We start from the raw sequence: 16,304 nt of genomic DNA, 5'->3' as shown, positions 1-16,304 counted from the left end.
TCGGGGTTATCCGCCATGCAGCCAGATGATCGGGTTTATACCTATTCCACCGTACTCATGGGGTCGCCTATACAGCTCAAATTGTTTGAGCCGAATGAACATCTGGCATCGCAGGTGTTTGGTCGCATTAAACAACTGGAGGATATGCTGACCGTTAACCGGGTCAGCTCCGCGGTCATGGATATCAATCAGGCGGCAGGGAAACACCCGGTCGTCGTCAGCCAGTTGCTGTTCAATCTGATTAAGCGTGCCAGAGAGGTCAGCCTGCTGGAGGACAGTTGCTTTAATTTCACCATTGGACCGGTGGTCAAATGCTGGAAAATCGGCTTTCATGGCCACAGCGTACCACCCGCCGATGAACTGCGGACGTTACTGGCGCTGACTGACCCTCGCCACGTCGTGCTCAATGCGCAAGAATGCTCGGTATGGCTGGAAAAAACAGGGATGGAAATTGATCTGGGCGCGATTGCGAAAGGGTATATCGCCGATGTCATCAGACAATTCCTGTACCAGCACCATGTCTATCATGCGTTGATCAATCTGGGCGGCAACGTACTGGCGATGGGCAAACCGCAACACGCCAGCCAGACGGCCTGGTCAGTCGGCTTGCAAAAACCGTTTTGCGACAATGGCGAGCTTATCGGCATGATGCTGGTAACCAACAAATCAGTGGTGACGTCCGGCATTTACGAGCGTTATTTCGAGTGCGATGGTCGCCTGTATCACCATATCCTCGATCCGAAAACCGGCTACCCGCTGGATAACGAATTACTCAGCGTGACCATCATTTCCGACGCCTCCATCGACGGAGACATCTACACCACCTTGATTTATGGGCTGGGGGTGGAAAAAGGCAAGGCTTACCTGTCCCAGCTACCGCACATTGAAGCCGTTTTTGTGACTAAAGACCGGCGCGTGGTTCTCTCTTCGCAGCGGCAGTACGATTTTATGCTGCTGGATAACAGCTACGAGGTGGTGCAGGGAACGGGATGATCATTGAGCGACACTTTATCGCCACTTATCCACCTAATACAAAAAAGCCACCCGCTAAGAGGTGGCTTAATCATATGATTTTAAAGCTAAAATTTGGTGGCCCCTGTTGGGTTTGAACCAACGACCAAGCGATTATGAGTCGCCTGCTCTAACCACTGAGCTAAGGGGCCAAGCGGACGCTAATTATAGGTAATCCGGCTAGTCGGGTCTATAGCCCAGCAACCATATGGTTGTTTTGTATTCACTCTACAGCAGATTGTTATTATTAAGGATTCATTCTGGTTCTACTGAGAACAGACGAGAGACTAACGAACAAGGTTACAGCGTTGCTTTTTCATCGCTGATGGGCGAGTCGGGATGATCGTCACCAAAATAAAAACCCCCGCTTGGAACCGGGGGTTTGGTGGAAGCGATAACAAATCTTATTAATCGTCCAGGAAGCTACGCAAGACTTCGGAGCGGCTTGGGTGACGCAATTTGCGCAGCGCTTTCGCTTCTATCTGACGAATACGCTCACGGGTCACGTCGAACTGTTTGCCAACTTCTTCCAGCGTGTGGTCGGTATTCATATCGATACCGAAACGCATACGCAGCACCTTGGCTTCACGTGCGGTCAGGCCAGCCAGTACGTCGTGGGTGGCGGAACGCAGGCTTTCCGAGGTAGCGGAATCCAGCGGCAGCTCCAGCGTGGTATCTTCGATGAAGTCTCCCAGATGTGAATCTTCATCGTCACCGATAGGCGTTTCCATCGAGATCGGCTCTTTGGCGATCTTCAATACTTTGCGGATCTTGTCTTCCGGCATCAGCATACGTTCAGCCAGCTCTTCCGGCGTCGGCTCACGGCCCATTTCCTGCAACATCTGGCGGGAAATACGATTGAGTTTGTTGATGGTCTCAATCATGTGCACCGGAATACGGATGGTGCGCGCCTGATCCGCGATGGAGCGGGTAATCGCCTGACGAATCCACCAGGTAGCGTAGGTGGAGAACTTATAGCCGCGGCGGTATTCGAACTTGTCCACTGCTTTCATCAAACCGATGTTGCCTTCCTGAATCAGATCCAGGAATTGCAAACCACGGTTGGTGTATTTCTTGGCAATCGAAATAACCAGACGCAGGTTCGCTTCCACCATCTCTTTCTTGGCGCGGCGGGCCTTGGCTTCGCCGATCGACATACGGCGGTTGATGTCTTTCACCTGCTCGATGGTCAGGCCGGTTTCTTCTTCGATCTGTTGCAGTTTCTGCAAGCTGCGATGCACATCGTCTTCAACTTCGCGTAGTTTCTCACACCAGGGTTTGCCCATGGAAAGAGCGGCTTCGAACCACTTGCTGTTGGTTTCGTTGCCGGTAAACAGCGTGACAAAATTTTTCTTCGGCATCTTGCACAGTTCTACGCACAGCTTCATGATCTGGCGTTCCTGCGCACGCACACGGTCCATCATGGAACGCATGTTGTTCACCAGCAGGTCAAACTGTTTTGGCACCAGACGGAACTGCTTGAACACTTCAGACAGTTTGTTGATTTCGTCAATAGCAGACGGATGACTGCGACCATGCGCTTTGATGCTTAGGCGGGTCGCCTCGTACTGTTCGCGCAGTTCGGTGAATTTCTGACGTGCCAACTCCGGGTCGATGCTGTTGTCATCGTCGGCGTCGTCTTCGTCTTCTTCGCTCTCGTCGTCGTCGTCATCCATTTCTTCATCGGCCAGCTCGGCGTTTTCAGGCGCTGCGTTTGGCGTCAGATCTTCTTCGGCGTTCGGATCGACAAAACCCGTGATCAGATCGGACAGGCGGTTTTCTCCCGCTTCAACACGATCATACTGATCCAGCAGATAGGTGATGGCTTCCGGATATTCGGCAACGGAACATTGAACCTGATTGATGCCATCCTCGATTCGCTTGGCGATATCGATTTCCCCTTCACGGGTCAGCAGTTCGACGGTACCCATTTCACGCATGTACATGCGCACCGGATCGGTCGTACGACCAATCTCAGATTCGACGCTGGACAATACCTGTGCTGCTGCTTCAGCAGCATCTTCATCAGCGGTATTCTCGGCCAGCATGAGATCATCGGCATCCGGTGCTTCTTCCATCACCTGGATGCCCATGTCGTTAATCATCTGGATGATGTCTTCGATCTGATCAGAGTCGATGATATCTTCCGGCAGATGGTCATTGACCTCGGCATAGGTCAGGTAGCCTTGCTCCTTACCACGGGTGACAAGCAGCTTGAGCTGTGACTGCGGGTTTTGCTCCATAAGACGGTATCCACACTTCAGAATATTGGGTTGGTGTCGGTCAGCGTAAATCGCTAACAATAACATTAGGGGAATTTTTCTTATTTGCCGCAGCCCCTGTAGCGGCACGCTGTAGGGCTCGACCCTACTGTTTATCGGCAATTAAGCCGCAGGAAATCAGTTTTTTCGTGTTAGCGCCAGTTGTAGCGACCACAACTCTTTGCGCTCATTCATGCTCAGTCCATGCGTTCTTTCACGGGCAATAAGCGTATCCATTCGTTGCTGTAACAACTGGTCGTAGAGTTCAGCCAAACTGACCCGAAATTTTTCTTCGAGCTCGTCCTCTTCAATCATATGGTCCCAGGCGGCGAGGGTTTCAAGCTGCTTGCGATATTTACTTTCTCGATATTTCTCCAGCAGCAGCCCCATGTTCATGCCTGGGCTTTCGTTACAGGTCTTCACCAGATCTAAAAACAGCTCCAGCCCTGCAACTTTGTTTTCTTCCACGCCATCCAATGCCTGTTCCGGCACCTCGGCGGACAACCTCGGATTTTGTACTAAAAGTCCTATTAGTATACGCATAGTTGTGACTTTTAGCCGTGGAGGCTGATAGTGCGATGTTTGTTCTGCTGTTTTCGGCAACAGGCGATCCAACTGGCTGTCGTCCAGCAGCCCCAGTTTACGACCAAGCTGTTGACGTAAGTATAAGCGCAACGTTTCACCCGGCACCTGACCAATAAGGGGCAAAGCCAGCGTACTGAGCTTAGTGCGTCCGTCTGGAGTACTCATGTCTACCTGCTGTAACAGCGAATCGAACAAAAATGCCGATAGCGGCATCGCCTGCTCAATACGTTGTTCAAAAGCAGCCTTACCCTCCTGACGAACCAGCGTATCTGGGTCTTCGCCATCGGGCAGGAACATAAAGCGCAACTGCCGACCATCATCCAGATAGGGTAGCGCGGTTTCCAGCGCTCGCCAGGCGGCATCGCGTCCGGCTCGGTCGCCATCGTAACAGCACACGACTTGATCAGTGGCGCGAAACAGCAACTGAATATGGTCTGCTGTCGTTGATGTTCCTAACGACGCGACCGCGTAATCAATGCCAAACTGAGCCAACGCCACCACATCCATGTAACCTTCGACCACCAGCAGCCGTTTCAATTCCGGATTTTTCTGCTGTGCTTCATACAAGCCATACAGTTGCCGGCCTTTATGAAAAATCTCGGTTTCTGGCGAGTTCAGGTACTTTGGGGTGCCGTCGCCCATCACCCGACCACCGAAAGCAATAACCCGTCCGCGTTTGTCGCGGATGGGGAACATCACCCGATCACGAAAACGATCATAAGTACGACCATTATCATTGGTCACCAACATGCCGGCATCGGTCAATGTGGTTCTGTTTTCGCTGTTGCGGCCAAAACGCTTTAACGCATTATCCCACCCTGGCAACGTGCATCCGATGGCGAACTGCTGGATTATCTCATCGCTCAGACCACGTCTGGACAGATACTCTCTCGCCGGGGTGCCTGCTGGCTGGTTTAATGTATGTTGGTAAAACGCGCTTAATTGTTCCATCAACTCGTATAAATTTTGCCGCTGATGACGTTCTAGCTGGGTCGGGCCGGTGCCCGCCTCGTAAGGAACGTCCAGACCATGCATTGCAGCCAGTTCTTCAATGCTTTCAACGAATTCCAGACGATCATAATTCATTAGGAAATCAATGGCGTTGCCATGGGCACCGCAACCAAAACAATGATAGAACTGCTTGTCACCGTTTACGGTGAACGAAGGGGTTTTCTCGTGGTGGAACGGGCAACACGCGTGATAATTCTTGCCCTGCTTTTTCAATTTGACGCGCGCATCGATCAGGTCAACGATGTCGGTGCGGGCTAGCAGGTCATTAATAAATACGCGGGGAATACGTCCAGCCATAAGCCCCTTATCTATATACGTTTATAAACGACAACAAGCCGCGCATTCCTTTCGGAAATACACGGCCTTCGTATGCAACTGCTAAGTCTGCGGATTAATCACGCGGTGGAGGATAACCCTCCAAAAATTAATACAGACGAGTGCGGCGTGCGTTTTCTCGAGCCAGCTTCTTGGCGTGACGTTTCACAGCAGAAGCTTTAGCGCGTTTACGTTCGGTAGTCGGTTTTTCATAGAATTCACGACGACGAACTTCAGCCAAAACACCCGCTTTTTCGCAGGAACGCTTGAAACGACGCAGAGCAACGTCGAACGGCTCGTTTTCACGTACTTTAATTACCGGCATGTGCCTCTCACCTCAGTAAATTCGGTTTGTTGCTGGCCTTGTGCCAGCCTTTTCAAAATGGTGCGGAATTCTACTGCAACTGGCGCGCGTTTGTAAAGTCCATCAGCGATCATAAAACGCGCGATGTGGGTTAGCTCGTCTGTGGCCGGGCTTATGGTAGACTATGCGCCGCCTGAATCAAGCGGCCTGCCAGGTCGCTGTTAATGTAACCGAGAGTGAAAACAGTAATGCGCGTATTGGGTATTGAAACATCCTGCGATGAAACCGGCGTTGCGATTTATGACACGCAGGCTGGGCTGCTGGCGAACCAGCTTTACAGCCAGGTAAAACTTCATGCTGATTATGGCGGCGTGGTGCCTGAATTGGCTTCCCGCGACCATGTCCGCAAGACCGTACCATTGATTCAGGCAGCGCTAAAAGAGGCCGGGCTACAGCCTGGTGATATCGATGGCGTCGCTTATACAGCAGGCCCTGGTCTGGTGGGGGCGCTGCTGGTTGGTGCAACGGTGGGGCGCTCACTGGCGTTTGCCTGGAATGTGCCAGCCATACCGGTTCACCATATGGAAGGTCATCTGCTGGCACCGATGCTGGAAGATAATCCTCCCGCGTTTCCGTTTGTCGCGCTGCTGGTCTCCGGTGGTCATACCCAGTTGATCAGTGTTACCGGTATTGGCGAATACCGTTTGCTGGGTGAATCCATTGATGATGCGGCTGGTGAGGCGTTCGATAAAACCGCCAAGCTACTGGGGCTGGATTATCCTGGTGGACCGTTGCTGTCGAAAATGGCGCAAAATGGGAATGTGGGCCGCTTTGTCTTTCCCCGACCAATGACTGACCGGCCTGGTCTGGATTTTAGTTTCTCCGGCTTGAAGACCTTTGCTGCTAATACCATCCGTGAGAATGGCAACGATCCGCAGACACAAGCAGATATCGCACGTGCGTTCGAAGATGCTGTCGTTGATACTCTGGCTATTAAGTGTCGGCGTGCGCTTGATGAAACTGGGTTCAGTCGACTGGTGATGGCGGGGGGCGTGAGCGCCAACCGGACATTGCGCCAGCGGCTGGCGGACATCATGGTCAAACGGGGGGGCGATGTGTTCTATGCTCGCCCTGAATTTTGTACTGATAACGGCGCGATGATTGCGTATGCGGGGGCAGTACGGTTTGCTCATGGGGTAACGGGTGAGCTTGGTATTACCGTGCGACCGCGCTGGCCGCTGGCTGAGTTGCCCGCATTATGATGTTTTGGCTATTTCCTTCGCCCCGAACATATGACGGGGCGGAATGGACATTATAGTTCTTGTTCAAACAATACCAGTATGGCTTCATACAACTGCTTGACGCTAAAACCTCTGGCTGGAGTGGTGAAAATGGTATCATCTCCGGCGATAGTGCCGAGAATCCCTTCAGATTTGCCCAGCGAATCCAACAGACGTGCGATTAGCTGCGCCGCACCTGGACTGGTATGAATGACGACCACCGCATCGTTGTAATCTACATCCAGTACCAGATTTTTCAGTGGGCTGGTGGTGGTGGGAACACCTAACTCTGCTGGCAGGCAGTAAACCATTTCCATCTTTGCGTTACGGGTACGTACCGCACCAAACTTGGTCAGCATTCGAGATACCTTGGACTGGTTGATGTTATCGAAACCGTCGTCCTGTAACGCTTGTACAATCTCGCTCTGAGAGCTGAATTTCTCTTCTTTTAACAGCGCTTTGAACGCTTTAACCAGATCTTCTTGTTTAGTGGGATTACGCATTCTGCACCGTGTCCGGGAAATTATAGAAAACATAAGAACATTATGCATTTAAATGAATTTTTATGCAATATGAATGCGTATAAAACCGAATTATTGGACTGAGGCAACAGGTTATAAGTTTGGTGGAGCGATACTTTTCCAGGGTGTCAGAAAATGTGCTCCACATCACATAAAAGTAAAATAAATGTTATCAAAATGATGTTGTTTGGGGGCTGTTTGCAGGTGTAATGTAACATACCCGTTAATCAGTCGTGGGCTTATGTCGGGGCACGCCACAATGGCCTGTTACTTTAATTACCTTTCAGATATCAGGCAGATTGTTAGTTTATTATTAATCACATAGTGCGTTATCGCTGAGCACCAACTGATTGCAGCGGACCTATGTAGTGCCCATCTGAAAGCAGGTCTGGTTCCTGGCTTCTCTCGCGAGCATAAACGTTTTTAACTAAACGCATCCACGGTAATTTTACTTAACATAATAAGGAGTTTAGGATGAAAGTTACAGTTCTCGGAGCCGCAGGTGGCATTGGTCAAGCCCTTGCTCTTCTCCTCAAAACCCAGCTTCCTTCCGGTTCAGAGCTTTCTCTTTATGATATCGCTCCCGTTACGCCAGGGGTGGCTGTTGACCTGAGCCATATTCCTACCGACGTAAAAATCAAAGGGTTCAGTGGTGAAGATGCGACTCCGGCTCTGGAAGGTGCAGATATTGTGTTGATGTCTGCCGGGGTTGCGCGTAAGCCGGGCATGGACCGTTCCGATTTGTTTAACGTTAACGCAGGAATTGTGCGTAACCTGGTTTCTCAGATTGCCCGTACCTGCCCTAAAGCTTGTATCGGCGTCATCACCAACCCGGTCAATACCACGGTTGCGATTGCTGCCGAAGTGCTGAAAAAGGCTGGTGTCTATGATAAAAACAAATTGTTTGGCGTGACAACGCTGGACATTATCCGCTCGAATACTTTCGTAGCTGAACTGAAAGGCAAACAGCCGCAGGCTATTGAAGTACCGGTTATCGGCGGTCATTCCGGCGTTACCATTCTGCCGTTGTTGTCCCAGATTCCAGGCGTGAGTTTCACTGAACAAGAAGTGGCTGACCTGACCAAACGTATTCAGAATGCGGGTACTGAGGTTGTGGAAGCAAAAGCTGGCGGTGGGTCAGCAACATTGTCTATGGGGCAGGCTGCTGCGCGCTTTGGTCTGTCTTTGGTCCGTGCTCTGCAAGGTGAAAGCGGTGTAGTTGAGTGCGCTTACGTCGAAGGTGACGGCAAATATGCTCGTTTCTTTGCACAACCGCTGTTGCTGGGCAAAAACGGCGTAGCCGAGCGTAAAGATATCGGGACGTTGAGCGCGTTCGAACAACAGGCTCTGACCAGTATGCTGGATACTCTGAAGCAGGATATCGTGTTGGGCGAAGAGTTCGTTAACAAGCAATAATTACCTTCGTGTATAGCCCGTATTGCTGATGGGGCCGGAGTATATTCTCCGGCCTTTCTTTTGCCAGAAGTATTATTCGGGTTGTGGATCCGATTGTGGACGGATCAGTTTTTTGCGGTCGAGTAGTTCCTGTGTTTCAGGATCATAATAGCGACTGGGCCATATTTCTGATGGATGAATACCCAGCGCATCGGCTATTAACCATTCGCCTTTCGGCCATGGACGGGATAAGGCATTGGCTAGCGTGGAAGAGCTCAACCCGGCACCACGTGATACGGCAGCCAGCGTTGTCCCCTTCTTTCTCAGTGCCGCAATAATATCGGCGGGATGCCAGTCATTTTTCCTTGAATTCATAATCCTTCCCTTATTGCTATTAAGACGACAGCGTATTAATGGTATAACTAACAGCTAATGGTGAATGGTTTAGCTAACCAAAAGCCATTATTTGGAAATAATATAGCACCAATTTCCTTAATATTTCCAAATTAATTTCCAAATGGATCTGAATGAGCAACGAGTATCACTATCGGGATGAAAAGGACATGAAAAAAGAGTGGTTTGCGACCAGCGAATTGGTTGGTATCGGCGGACTCCCTAAATCACGGCAAGGATTGAATAAGCGGGCCCGAGAAGATGGTTGGGAAAAGCGTCGCCGTAAAGGTGTACAAGGAAGGGGGGTGGAATATTCTATCCATAGCTTGCCTCAGTCTGTTCAGCAAACGCTGCTGATGCAGGAAACGTCAGGTGAATATTCTGCAAAGCCGTCAGACATGTTGTCTGTCTGGATTCAGATTTATCATCAGTTGTCCGTCCCGGAACGGGAAAAATTGATTGCGTATATCATGCGCGAAGGCGTGTCTTCTACGTTGAAGCAACTGGGCCTTGCCAATATGGTGAGCGCTACTTTGATAAAAGATTTTTCTGATTAAGCGTCCGACTGAGCCATTCCCGTTTGTACTATTGTGGAATGGCTTTCTCTTATTCTTTCGCCTGATTTCTTCCTGCGGAATTTTTCTGATCATAATTAATTCGGCCTTTAACGCTATGGCGTTAGTCGTTTGACTAAAATTAGTCTATTATATGGAAACGTAATCGATATTTTTGTCATCTGATTATGTATTCGTATCAGGAAAGAGATGAAAGGGAGAATTAATAATGGAAAAAACATGGTTTACAACCAATGAGCTGTTAGGTGTGGCTGGATTACCGAGATCTCGTCAAGGACTGAATAAAAAGGCGAAGGAGCATGGTTGGGAAAGACGGCGTCGCAAAGGTGTACAGGGCAAAGGCGTCGAATACGCTATCTGGAGCCTGCCGGAAGAGGTGAAAACTACGCTGATGCGGGAAGCGCCGCCTGACAATATAACGGGAACATCGTCAAGCGTGCAGGAGTGTACCTGGATGCAGATTTACCACCAGCTTTCTGTGGAAGAGCGTACCCGCTTGATCGGGCATATCCTGCGTGAAGGAGCGGTGGGGATATTGGCCCGCCTGGAAAACGGGCCACAGGAATACAGAAGCAAAAAAGAAGAGTGATTTAGAAGTCGCGCTGCACCGCGAGATGAGCCAGACCTTCAAGCGCGGTGCGAAAATCACTAGCAGGCAGGCATTGAATAGCGGTGATGGCTTTATCGGCTTCTTCTTCTGCTCTCTGTCGGGTATAGGCAAGGGAGCCGCAGGACTGCATGGCCGCTAGCACCGGTTCCAGCAAATGGCGGCCATTACCCTGTTCAATCGCCTGACGGATCATGATGCGCTGTTCTTCATTGCCGTGGTGCATAGCATGGAGTAACGGTAGCGTAGGCTTACCTTCATTCAGGTCATCGCCGGTATTTTTTCCCAGCGTGTGGCCGTCAGCGCTGTAGTCGAGTAAATCATCAATCAGTTGGAAAGCGGTGCCCAGGTACCGGCCATATTCTTGCAGTGCTAATTCCTGATCGTTACTGGCACCTGAAAGAATGGCTGAAGCCTGCGCTGCCGCTTCGAATAACCGGGCTGTTTTGCTGTAAATCACCCGCATGTAGCTCTCTTCCGTAATGTCTGGATCGTTACAGTTCATCAGTTGGAGCACTTCGCCTTCAGCAATAACGTTAACAGCGTCAGACATCAACGACATGACACGCAGTGAAGACAGACTGGTCATCATCTGGAAGGCGCGAGTATAAATAAAGTCGCCGACCAGTACGCTTGCGGCATTGCCGAATGCGGCATTCGCCGTAGCTTTTCCACGGCGCATGTCACTTTCATCGACCACATCATCGTGAAGGAGTGTGGCGGTATGGATAAATTCAATCAGCGCCGCGACAGTAATGTGTTTATCACCCTGATAGCTCAGTGCTCTGGCTGCCAACACCGCGATCATCGGACGGATACGTTTACCACCGCCGCTGATGATGTAATTTCCTAACTGATTAATCAGGACAACGTCAGAGTTTAGCTGATCCAGTATGGTCTGGTTGACGGCGGCCATATCTTGTGCGCTTAACGCTGTGATTTGCTCTAAGTTCATTGTTTCTGCCAACTGATTGCTTCTGTTTTGCCGTGAAAATAATGAGGATATCGGCATTGAAAAGGGAACGTTAAGTTCGATTGTACTTGAAAAACGGCACAGATAAACGGCAGTTCAGAGGTTGTATCCTTTTTCTTCACATTGATTGATTCTGCGCTTGTCATCAGTAGGTTTTTTGCGTAGAATTCGCGCCCTATTGTGAATATTTATAGCGCGCTTCACATCATTCAAGGAAGCACGCGGAAAGCGGAGTTTTATATGTACGCAGTTTTCCAAAGTGGTGGTAAACAACACCGAGTAAGCGAAGGCCAGACCGTTCGCTTGGAAAAGCTGGACATCGCAACCGGTGAAGCTGTTGAGTTTGACCAGGTGCTGATGGTTGCCAATGGTGAAGATGTCAAAATCGGTGTTCCTTTCGTCGATGGCGGCAAAATCAAGGCTGAAGTTGTTGCTCATGGTCGTGGCGAGAAAGTTAAAATCGTTAAGTTTCGTCGCCGTAAACACTACCGTAAGCAGGCTGGCCATCGTCAGTGGTTCACTGACGTGAAAATCACCGGCATCAGCGCTTAAGTTTTAGGAGAGCGGATTAATGGCACACAAAAAAGCTGGCGGTTCTACTCGTAACGGCCGCGACTCAGAAAGCAAACGTCTTGGCGTAAAACGCTTCGGCGGTGAATCAGTTCTGGCTGGCAGCATCATCGTTCGTCAGCGTGGCACCAAGTTCCACGCCGGCAGCAACGTAGGCTGTGGTAAAGACCACACCCTGTTTGCTCTGTCTGACGGTAAAGTCAAATTCGAAGTTAAAGGCCCGAACAACCGTAAATATATCAGCATTGTTGCTGAGTAATTTTTCGGTATCAGGTTTAATTGTAAAGCCCCGCACTTGTTGCGGGGCTTTTTACATTTATATTGCACGATAAGCTCGCGTACGATAAAGAAACCAATAAAAACAGGTGACGTGATGAAACAGAATGCTGGTATCGGGTTTGGTCTGGCACTTACCACGGCTATATGTTGGGGGGCGCTGCCAATTGCGATGAAACAGGTTCTGGTGACGATGGAGCCTTATACCATTGTCTGGTATCGTTTTTTGATTGCGTCTGTCGGGTTGGGCATTTTCTTGTACAGTAAAGATGCGTTGCCAAAACCGCAGGCGTTCGATCATCAACGTTGGTGGATTTTGCTGCTGATCGCAACAGGAGGGTTGTTGGGCAACTTCGTGCTGTTCAGCTCTTCGTTGCAATACCTCAGCCCGACCGCGTCACAGGTGATCGGACAGTTGTCGACGGTAGGATTGATGGTCGCCAGCGTCGTTATCCTAAAAGAGAAGATGCGTATCAATCAGGTTATCGGTGCCGGAATATTGGTCTGTGGATTGTTGATGTTTTTCAACAACAGCCTGGTGGAGTTGTTTACCCGTCTGACGGATTATACCTTCGGGATCTTGCTGGGTGTGGCAGCATCTACCGTATGGGTTGCTTATGGCGTAGCACAAAAGGTATTGCTACGTCGCCTGACGTCACAGCAACTGCTTTTTTTGCTCTACGCGCTCTGTGTGTTGTTTATTACACCTTGGGCTAAACCGGGCACACTGTTTCAGTTAACCGGCTGGCAATTAGCTTGCCTGTTGTTTTGCGGTGCGAATACGCTGGTTGGTTACGGTGCGTTGGCTGAGGCCATGGCTCGCTGGCAGGCTGCTCAGGTGAGTACCATTATCACCTTGACGCCATTGTTTACATTGCTTTTTTCTGATCTGCTGTCATTAGTCTGGCCATCAGTATTTGCTGCGCCTGCACTTAATCTGTTGGGATACGTTGGGGCCTTTGTGGTCGTGGCTGGTGCGATGTTCTCAGCAATTGGACACCGTCTTATCGCATCAAAACGTGCCAGACATCCGATGTTGTAGCGGTGGCGGTCATCGTGTTGTGGGGGTGAATGGCGAAGTAGATAAGGGCTGATTATTTTTAATACAGGTGAAATCCTTTCGCCAAGCAGGTACAATCAGCGCCCTTTTATCGGAACGGTTCTGATGCGTCGGTTTTTCAGTGGCAGGTGGCATACTGCGGTTATCTGTCATCAACCCTATTCGTTGAGCCAAAGAGAACCAATAAATTATTCAAACGCGTCGGTCATTCTCTTATTGGTTTTTGCGGAGACAGTTCATGAAGTTTGTAGATGAAGCCACGATTCTGGTGGTTGCGGGTGACGGTGGCAATGGCTGTGTCAGCTTCCGCCGTGAAAAATATATTCCCAATGGTGGGCCTGATGGCGGCGACGGCGGCGACGGCGGCGATGTCTATCTGCTGGCGGATGAAAACCTTAATACCCTGATTGATTATCGCTTTGAGAAAAGTTTCCGTGCGGAACGCGGCCAGAATGGCCAAAGCCGTGACTGCACGGGTAAACGCGGCAAAGATATTACGATTAAAGTGCCGGTTGGTACTCGCGTGCTGGATAAAAGCACGGGCGAAGTATTGGGTGATATGACTCGTAATCAGCAGAAACTGCTGGTTGCCAAAGGCGGATGGCATGGGTTGGGGAATACCCGCTTCAAATCCTCTGTCAACCGTGCGCCACGGCAGAAAACCAACGGTACGCCGGGCGAAGAGCGTGAGTTGCTGCTAGAGTTGTTGCTGCTGGCGGACGTCGGCATGTTAGGGTTGCCGAACGCCGGGAAATCGACCTTTATCCGTGCGGTGTCTGCGGCTAAACCGAAAGTGGCAGATTATCCGTTTACTACGCTGGTGCCGAGTCTGGGCGTTGTGCGTATGGATAGCGAGAAAAGCTTTGTCGTGGCGGATATACCTGGGCTTATCGAAGGTGCTTCCGAAGGAGCGGGGCTTGGGATCCGTTTTCTGAAACATCTGGAACGTTGCCGCGTACTACTGCACTTGATCGATCTGGCTCCGGTTGATGAATCCGATCCTATCGAAAATGCTAAAGTGATCGTTAATGAATTGCAGCAATACAGCGCTTCTCTGGCGGAAAAACCGCGCTGGCTGGTATTCAACAAGGTAGATCTACTGGAGAAAGGCGAGGCTGAAAAACGCGCGAAAGCAATCGCGTCGGCGCTGGGCTGGGAAGGTAAATACTACCTGATTTCCGCGGCCAACCGGGAAGGGGTAAATGCCCTCTGTTGGGATGTAATGAATTTCCTTGAGACTCAGCCGAAAGCGTTAGCCGAAGTAGAGAACAAGGCGCCTGAAAAAGTTGACTTCATGTGGGATGACTACCACCGCGAACAGCTGGAAGCCGCCAAGGCTGAAGCTGAAGAAGAGTGGGACGACGACTGGGATGAAGATGACGACGAAGGTGTTGAAATCGTTTATCAGCGTTAATCTGGTACTGCCATCCGGCCACTAGCTGAAAAGTTTGCTTGTTAGTTGTACATGTTTCCCTTATCTGCATAAAGCAGATAAGGGATTTTTTTATCGCCGACTAATTGTTTTGGTAGATGTCTTTGTAAACACGGCTTTCGAAACGGACCAGCGGAATGCGGCGCTCTTTTTGATCTTCCGGCGGTACGGCATAACCAGAAAGATACTGTACGAAAGCCATGCGTTGGCCGCTGGCGGTAGTGATAAATCCCGCCAGATTATACACCCCTTGTAGCGCGCCGGTTTTGGCTGAGACTTTGCCATCGAGTCCCGCTTCATGCAGACCTGCGCGATAGCGTAATGTCCCGTCATAGCCGGCTAGTGGCAGCATCTTGATATAATTCAATTCATTATCGTGCTGAGCGATGTATTGCAATACCTGCATCATGGTTGCAGGCGCGATCAGGTTGTGCCTGGATAATCCTGAGCCGTCAACGATGATGGTATTACCCAGGTCAATTCCCGCTTTCTGGCGCAGGATTTGGCGCACAGCGTCTGCACCGGCGCGCCAGGTGCCGGGAACCTTGAAGCGTTCATGCCCAATCGTGCGAAATACGGTATCGGCAATCATGTTGTCGGATTTTTTCAGCATGGTGGTCAGCAAGTCATGCAGTGGCTCCGACTCGGTTTGCGCCAATACTGTGCCGGTTTTACCCGCTAATGTCTGTCGCCGCAGGCTGCCGACGACGCGAATGTCTGCCTGTTGCAGTTCGTCTTTCACAATCGCGCCGGCATAGCTTGTGCCATCCTGAATGGCGAATGCTAATGGTAACGGCTCAGCTCGTTGTGTCAGACAACCGGTGACGGTGAAGCGATTGAGTTCGCCCGGTACGACATCCAACTCGCAATACTGCGAGTCCGGCGAACCTTTGGGCAAGGTACGAACCTCACTGAACATGTGTACCGGATAATACGACGCCACGCGAATGAAGGCGTTGTCTCCCACTTTTGGGGCGCTATAGAGTGAAATGGAGAAGCAGTTTTTGTCGACAATCGCCGCTGCCGGTGGTGCGCTGAAGCATTGGGTCATATCGTTCCAGGGCCAACCGGGCGCTTTATCGTGACTGGAGAACACCGATGTATCGATCAGAACGTCGCCGCTGATTTCTCGGATCCCTTGCTTTTTCAGTTCCTGCACCATGCTGCGAAGTTGTTGGCGTTTCAGCGAGGGATCGCCGCTGAAACGTACCGCCAGGTTACCGCGTAGTACTCCGCCGGCGATTGTACCGTTGCTTTCTATCGTGGTGACGAAACGGTAATTCGGCCCTAACTGTAACAAGGCAGCCAGCGCAGTAATAACTTTTTGCGTACTTGCAGGTAGCGCCATTTGCTGGCTGTGATAATCGACTGTCGGGACAGTAGCGCCGATTTTTTGCACTACCAGCGCCAGATTGGCTCCATCAGGCAGATATTTGGTGTACTCATCAATGGGGGCTGCGTTGGCATGTAGTGCAATTGCGCAGGCAAAACTGGGCAGAGTCGATAAAAAACGCATAATCTCAATTAAGTACAGGGTAACGTGGTGGTCATACTACGGCGCATCAAGGGATAAAGTAAACGATGACCCTCGCGGAACTCTGGGGTAAAATGCGTATCAAAATGCAAAAACGCCTTTGGCCTGGAAGTCATGTTCCGGGTAAGGCGGTTTTTGTTTAAATTGTCAGGGTGCACTGGCATTGAAACATTCCGTCGCAGGTGATTTTATCGTGTCAGG

General features: G+C 50.4%; 16 protein-coding genes and 1 tRNA gene. 9 read left to right on the top strand and 8 right to left on the bottom strand.

Features of this window, described 5'->3' with window-relative positions:
• The first annotated feature begins 15 nt into the window (after positions 1-15).
• Positions 16-993 carry an FAD:protein FMN transferase gene (locus Dpoa2040_RS00630; RefSeq protein ID WP_168639937.1) on the top strand — a complete coding sequence of 326 codons (978 nt, stop codon included), beginning with the start codon at positions 16-18 and terminating at the stop codon, positions 991-993.
• 94 nt (positions 994-1,087) lie between these two features.
• On the opposite strand, the gene Dpoa2040_RS00625 is transcribed toward Dpoa2040_RS00630, so the two are convergent.
• The 4 genes from Dpoa2040_RS00625 to rpsU form a co-directional block, all read right to left on the bottom strand.
• Positions 1,088-1,163: transfer RNA gene (locus Dpoa2040_RS00625), tRNA-Ile, on the bottom strand.
• Between the two features lie 255 nt (positions 1,164-1,418).
• A complete protein-coding gene (gene rpoD, locus Dpoa2040_RS00620; RefSeq protein WP_168639936.1) occupies positions 1,419-3,254 on the bottom strand; it encodes an RNA polymerase sigma factor RpoD in 1,836 nt (611 codons plus the stop codon).
• Between the two features lie 156 nt (positions 3,255-3,410).
• Positions 3,411-5,165, bottom strand: coding sequence for a DNA primase (dnaG, locus tag Dpoa2040_RS00615; RefSeq protein WP_168639935.1), 1,755 nt, complete (start codon positions 5,163-5,165; stop codon positions 3,411-3,413).
• 127 nt (positions 5,166-5,292) lie between these two features.
• Positions 5,293-5,508 (bottom strand): 30S ribosomal protein S21, encoded by a 216-nt coding sequence (gene rpsU / locus Dpoa2040_RS00610; RefSeq protein ID WP_001144069.1) that lies wholly within the window; start codon positions 5,506-5,508, stop codon positions 5,293-5,295.
• Positions 5,509-5,735: 227 nt separating this feature from the next.
• Between rpsU and tsaD the strand changes: the two genes are divergently transcribed.
• The gene (gene tsaD, locus Dpoa2040_RS00605) at positions 5,736-6,749 is read left to right on the top strand and encodes a tRNA (adenosine(37)-N6)-threonylcarbamoyltransferase complex transferase subunit TsaD (RefSeq protein ID WP_168639967.1); all 1,014 of its coding nucleotides are present in this window, start codon (positions 5,736-5,738) and stop codon (positions 6,747-6,749) included.
• 50 nt (positions 6,750-6,799) lie between these two features.
• Here the strand turns inward: tsaD and argR are convergent, their stop codons facing one another.
• A complete protein-coding gene (argR, locus tag Dpoa2040_RS00600; RefSeq protein WP_042868486.1) occupies positions 6,800-7,270 on the bottom strand; it encodes a transcriptional regulator ArgR in 471 nt (156 codons plus the stop codon).
• Positions 7,271-7,762: 492 nt separating this feature from the next.
• Between argR and mdh the strand changes: the two genes are divergently transcribed.
• Complete coding sequence (gene mdh / locus Dpoa2040_RS00595; RefSeq protein ID WP_168639934.1) at positions 7,763-8,704, top strand: malate dehydrogenase; 942 nt, start codon at positions 7,763-7,765, stop codon at positions 8,702-8,704.
• A 72-nt stretch (positions 8,705-8,776) separates the two neighbouring features.
• Here mdh and Dpoa2040_RS00590 read toward each other — a convergent pair whose 3' ends face one another.
• Complete coding sequence (locus tag Dpoa2040_RS00590) at positions 8,777-9,058, bottom strand: helix-turn-helix transcriptional regulator (RefSeq protein ID WP_146411580.1); 282 nt, start codon at positions 9,056-9,058, stop codon at positions 8,777-8,779.
• Between the two features lie 188 nt (positions 9,059-9,246).
• Between Dpoa2040_RS00590 and Dpoa2040_RS00585 the strand changes: the two genes are divergently transcribed.
• Together Dpoa2040_RS00585 and Dpoa2040_RS00580 are read left to right on the top strand one after the other, a co-directional pair.
• On the top strand, positions 9,247-9,633 hold the full coding sequence (locus tag Dpoa2040_RS00585; protein WP_042873760.1) for a DNA-binding protein: 387 nt from the start codon (positions 9,247-9,249) through the stop codon (positions 9,631-9,633).
• A gap of 226 nt (positions 9,634-9,859) precedes the next feature.
• A complete protein-coding gene (locus tag Dpoa2040_RS00580) occupies positions 9,860-10,240 on the top strand; it encodes a DNA-binding protein (protein ID WP_042868493.1) in 381 nt (126 codons plus the stop codon).
• A 1-nt stretch (position 10,241) separates the two neighbouring features.
• On the opposite strand, the gene ispB is transcribed toward Dpoa2040_RS00580, so the two are convergent.
• Positions 10,242-11,213, bottom strand: coding sequence for an octaprenyl diphosphate synthase (gene ispB, locus Dpoa2040_RS00575; RefSeq protein WP_042868494.1), 972 nt, complete (start codon positions 11,211-11,213; stop codon positions 10,242-10,244).
• Positions 11,214-11,471: 258 nt separating this feature from the next.
• Here ispB and rplU point away from each other — a divergent pair, with 258 nt between their 5' ends.
• From rplU to cgtA, 4 genes are all read left to right on the top strand, one after another.
• Positions 11,472-11,783: a 50S ribosomal protein L21 gene (gene rplU, locus Dpoa2040_RS00570; RefSeq protein ID WP_016943772.1), complete on the top strand. Its 312-nt coding sequence runs from the start codon at positions 11,472-11,474 to the stop codon at positions 11,781-11,783.
• 19 nt (positions 11,784-11,802) lie between these two features.
• Complete coding sequence (gene rpmA, locus Dpoa2040_RS00565; protein WP_012771136.1) at positions 11,803-12,060, top strand: 50S ribosomal protein L27; 258 nt, start codon at positions 11,803-11,805, stop codon at positions 12,058-12,060.
• A gap of 114 nt (positions 12,061-12,174) precedes the next feature.
• Positions 12,175-13,119: a DMT family transporter gene (locus Dpoa2040_RS00560; protein ID WP_168639933.1), complete on the top strand. Its 945-nt coding sequence runs from the start codon at positions 12,175-12,177 to the stop codon at positions 13,117-13,119.
• A gap of 256 nt (positions 13,120-13,375) precedes the next feature.
• Entirely contained in the window at positions 13,376-14,551 is a 1,176-nt protein-coding gene (gene cgtA, locus Dpoa2040_RS00555; protein WP_042868498.1) for an Obg family GTPase CgtA, read from the top strand.
• Between the two features lie 100 nt (positions 14,552-14,651).
• Here the strand turns inward: cgtA and dacB are convergent, their stop codons facing one another.
• The gene (gene dacB, locus Dpoa2040_RS00550; RefSeq protein ID WP_168639932.1) at positions 14,652-16,085 is read right to left on the bottom strand and encodes a serine-type D-Ala-D-Ala carboxypeptidase; all 1,434 of its coding nucleotides are present in this window, start codon (positions 16,083-16,085) and stop codon (positions 14,652-14,654) included.
• Between the last annotated feature and the right edge of the window lie 219 nt (positions 16,086-16,304).

Source organism: Dickeya sp. CFBP 2040, from assembly GCF_012273755.1.
Classification (GTDB): Bacteria; Pseudomonadota; Gammaproteobacteria; order Enterobacterales; family Enterobacteriaceae; genus Dickeya; species Dickeya poaceiphila.
Note: the sequence above shows the minus strand (reverse complement) of the source record. Positions and strands in the feature narration are given on the sequence as shown.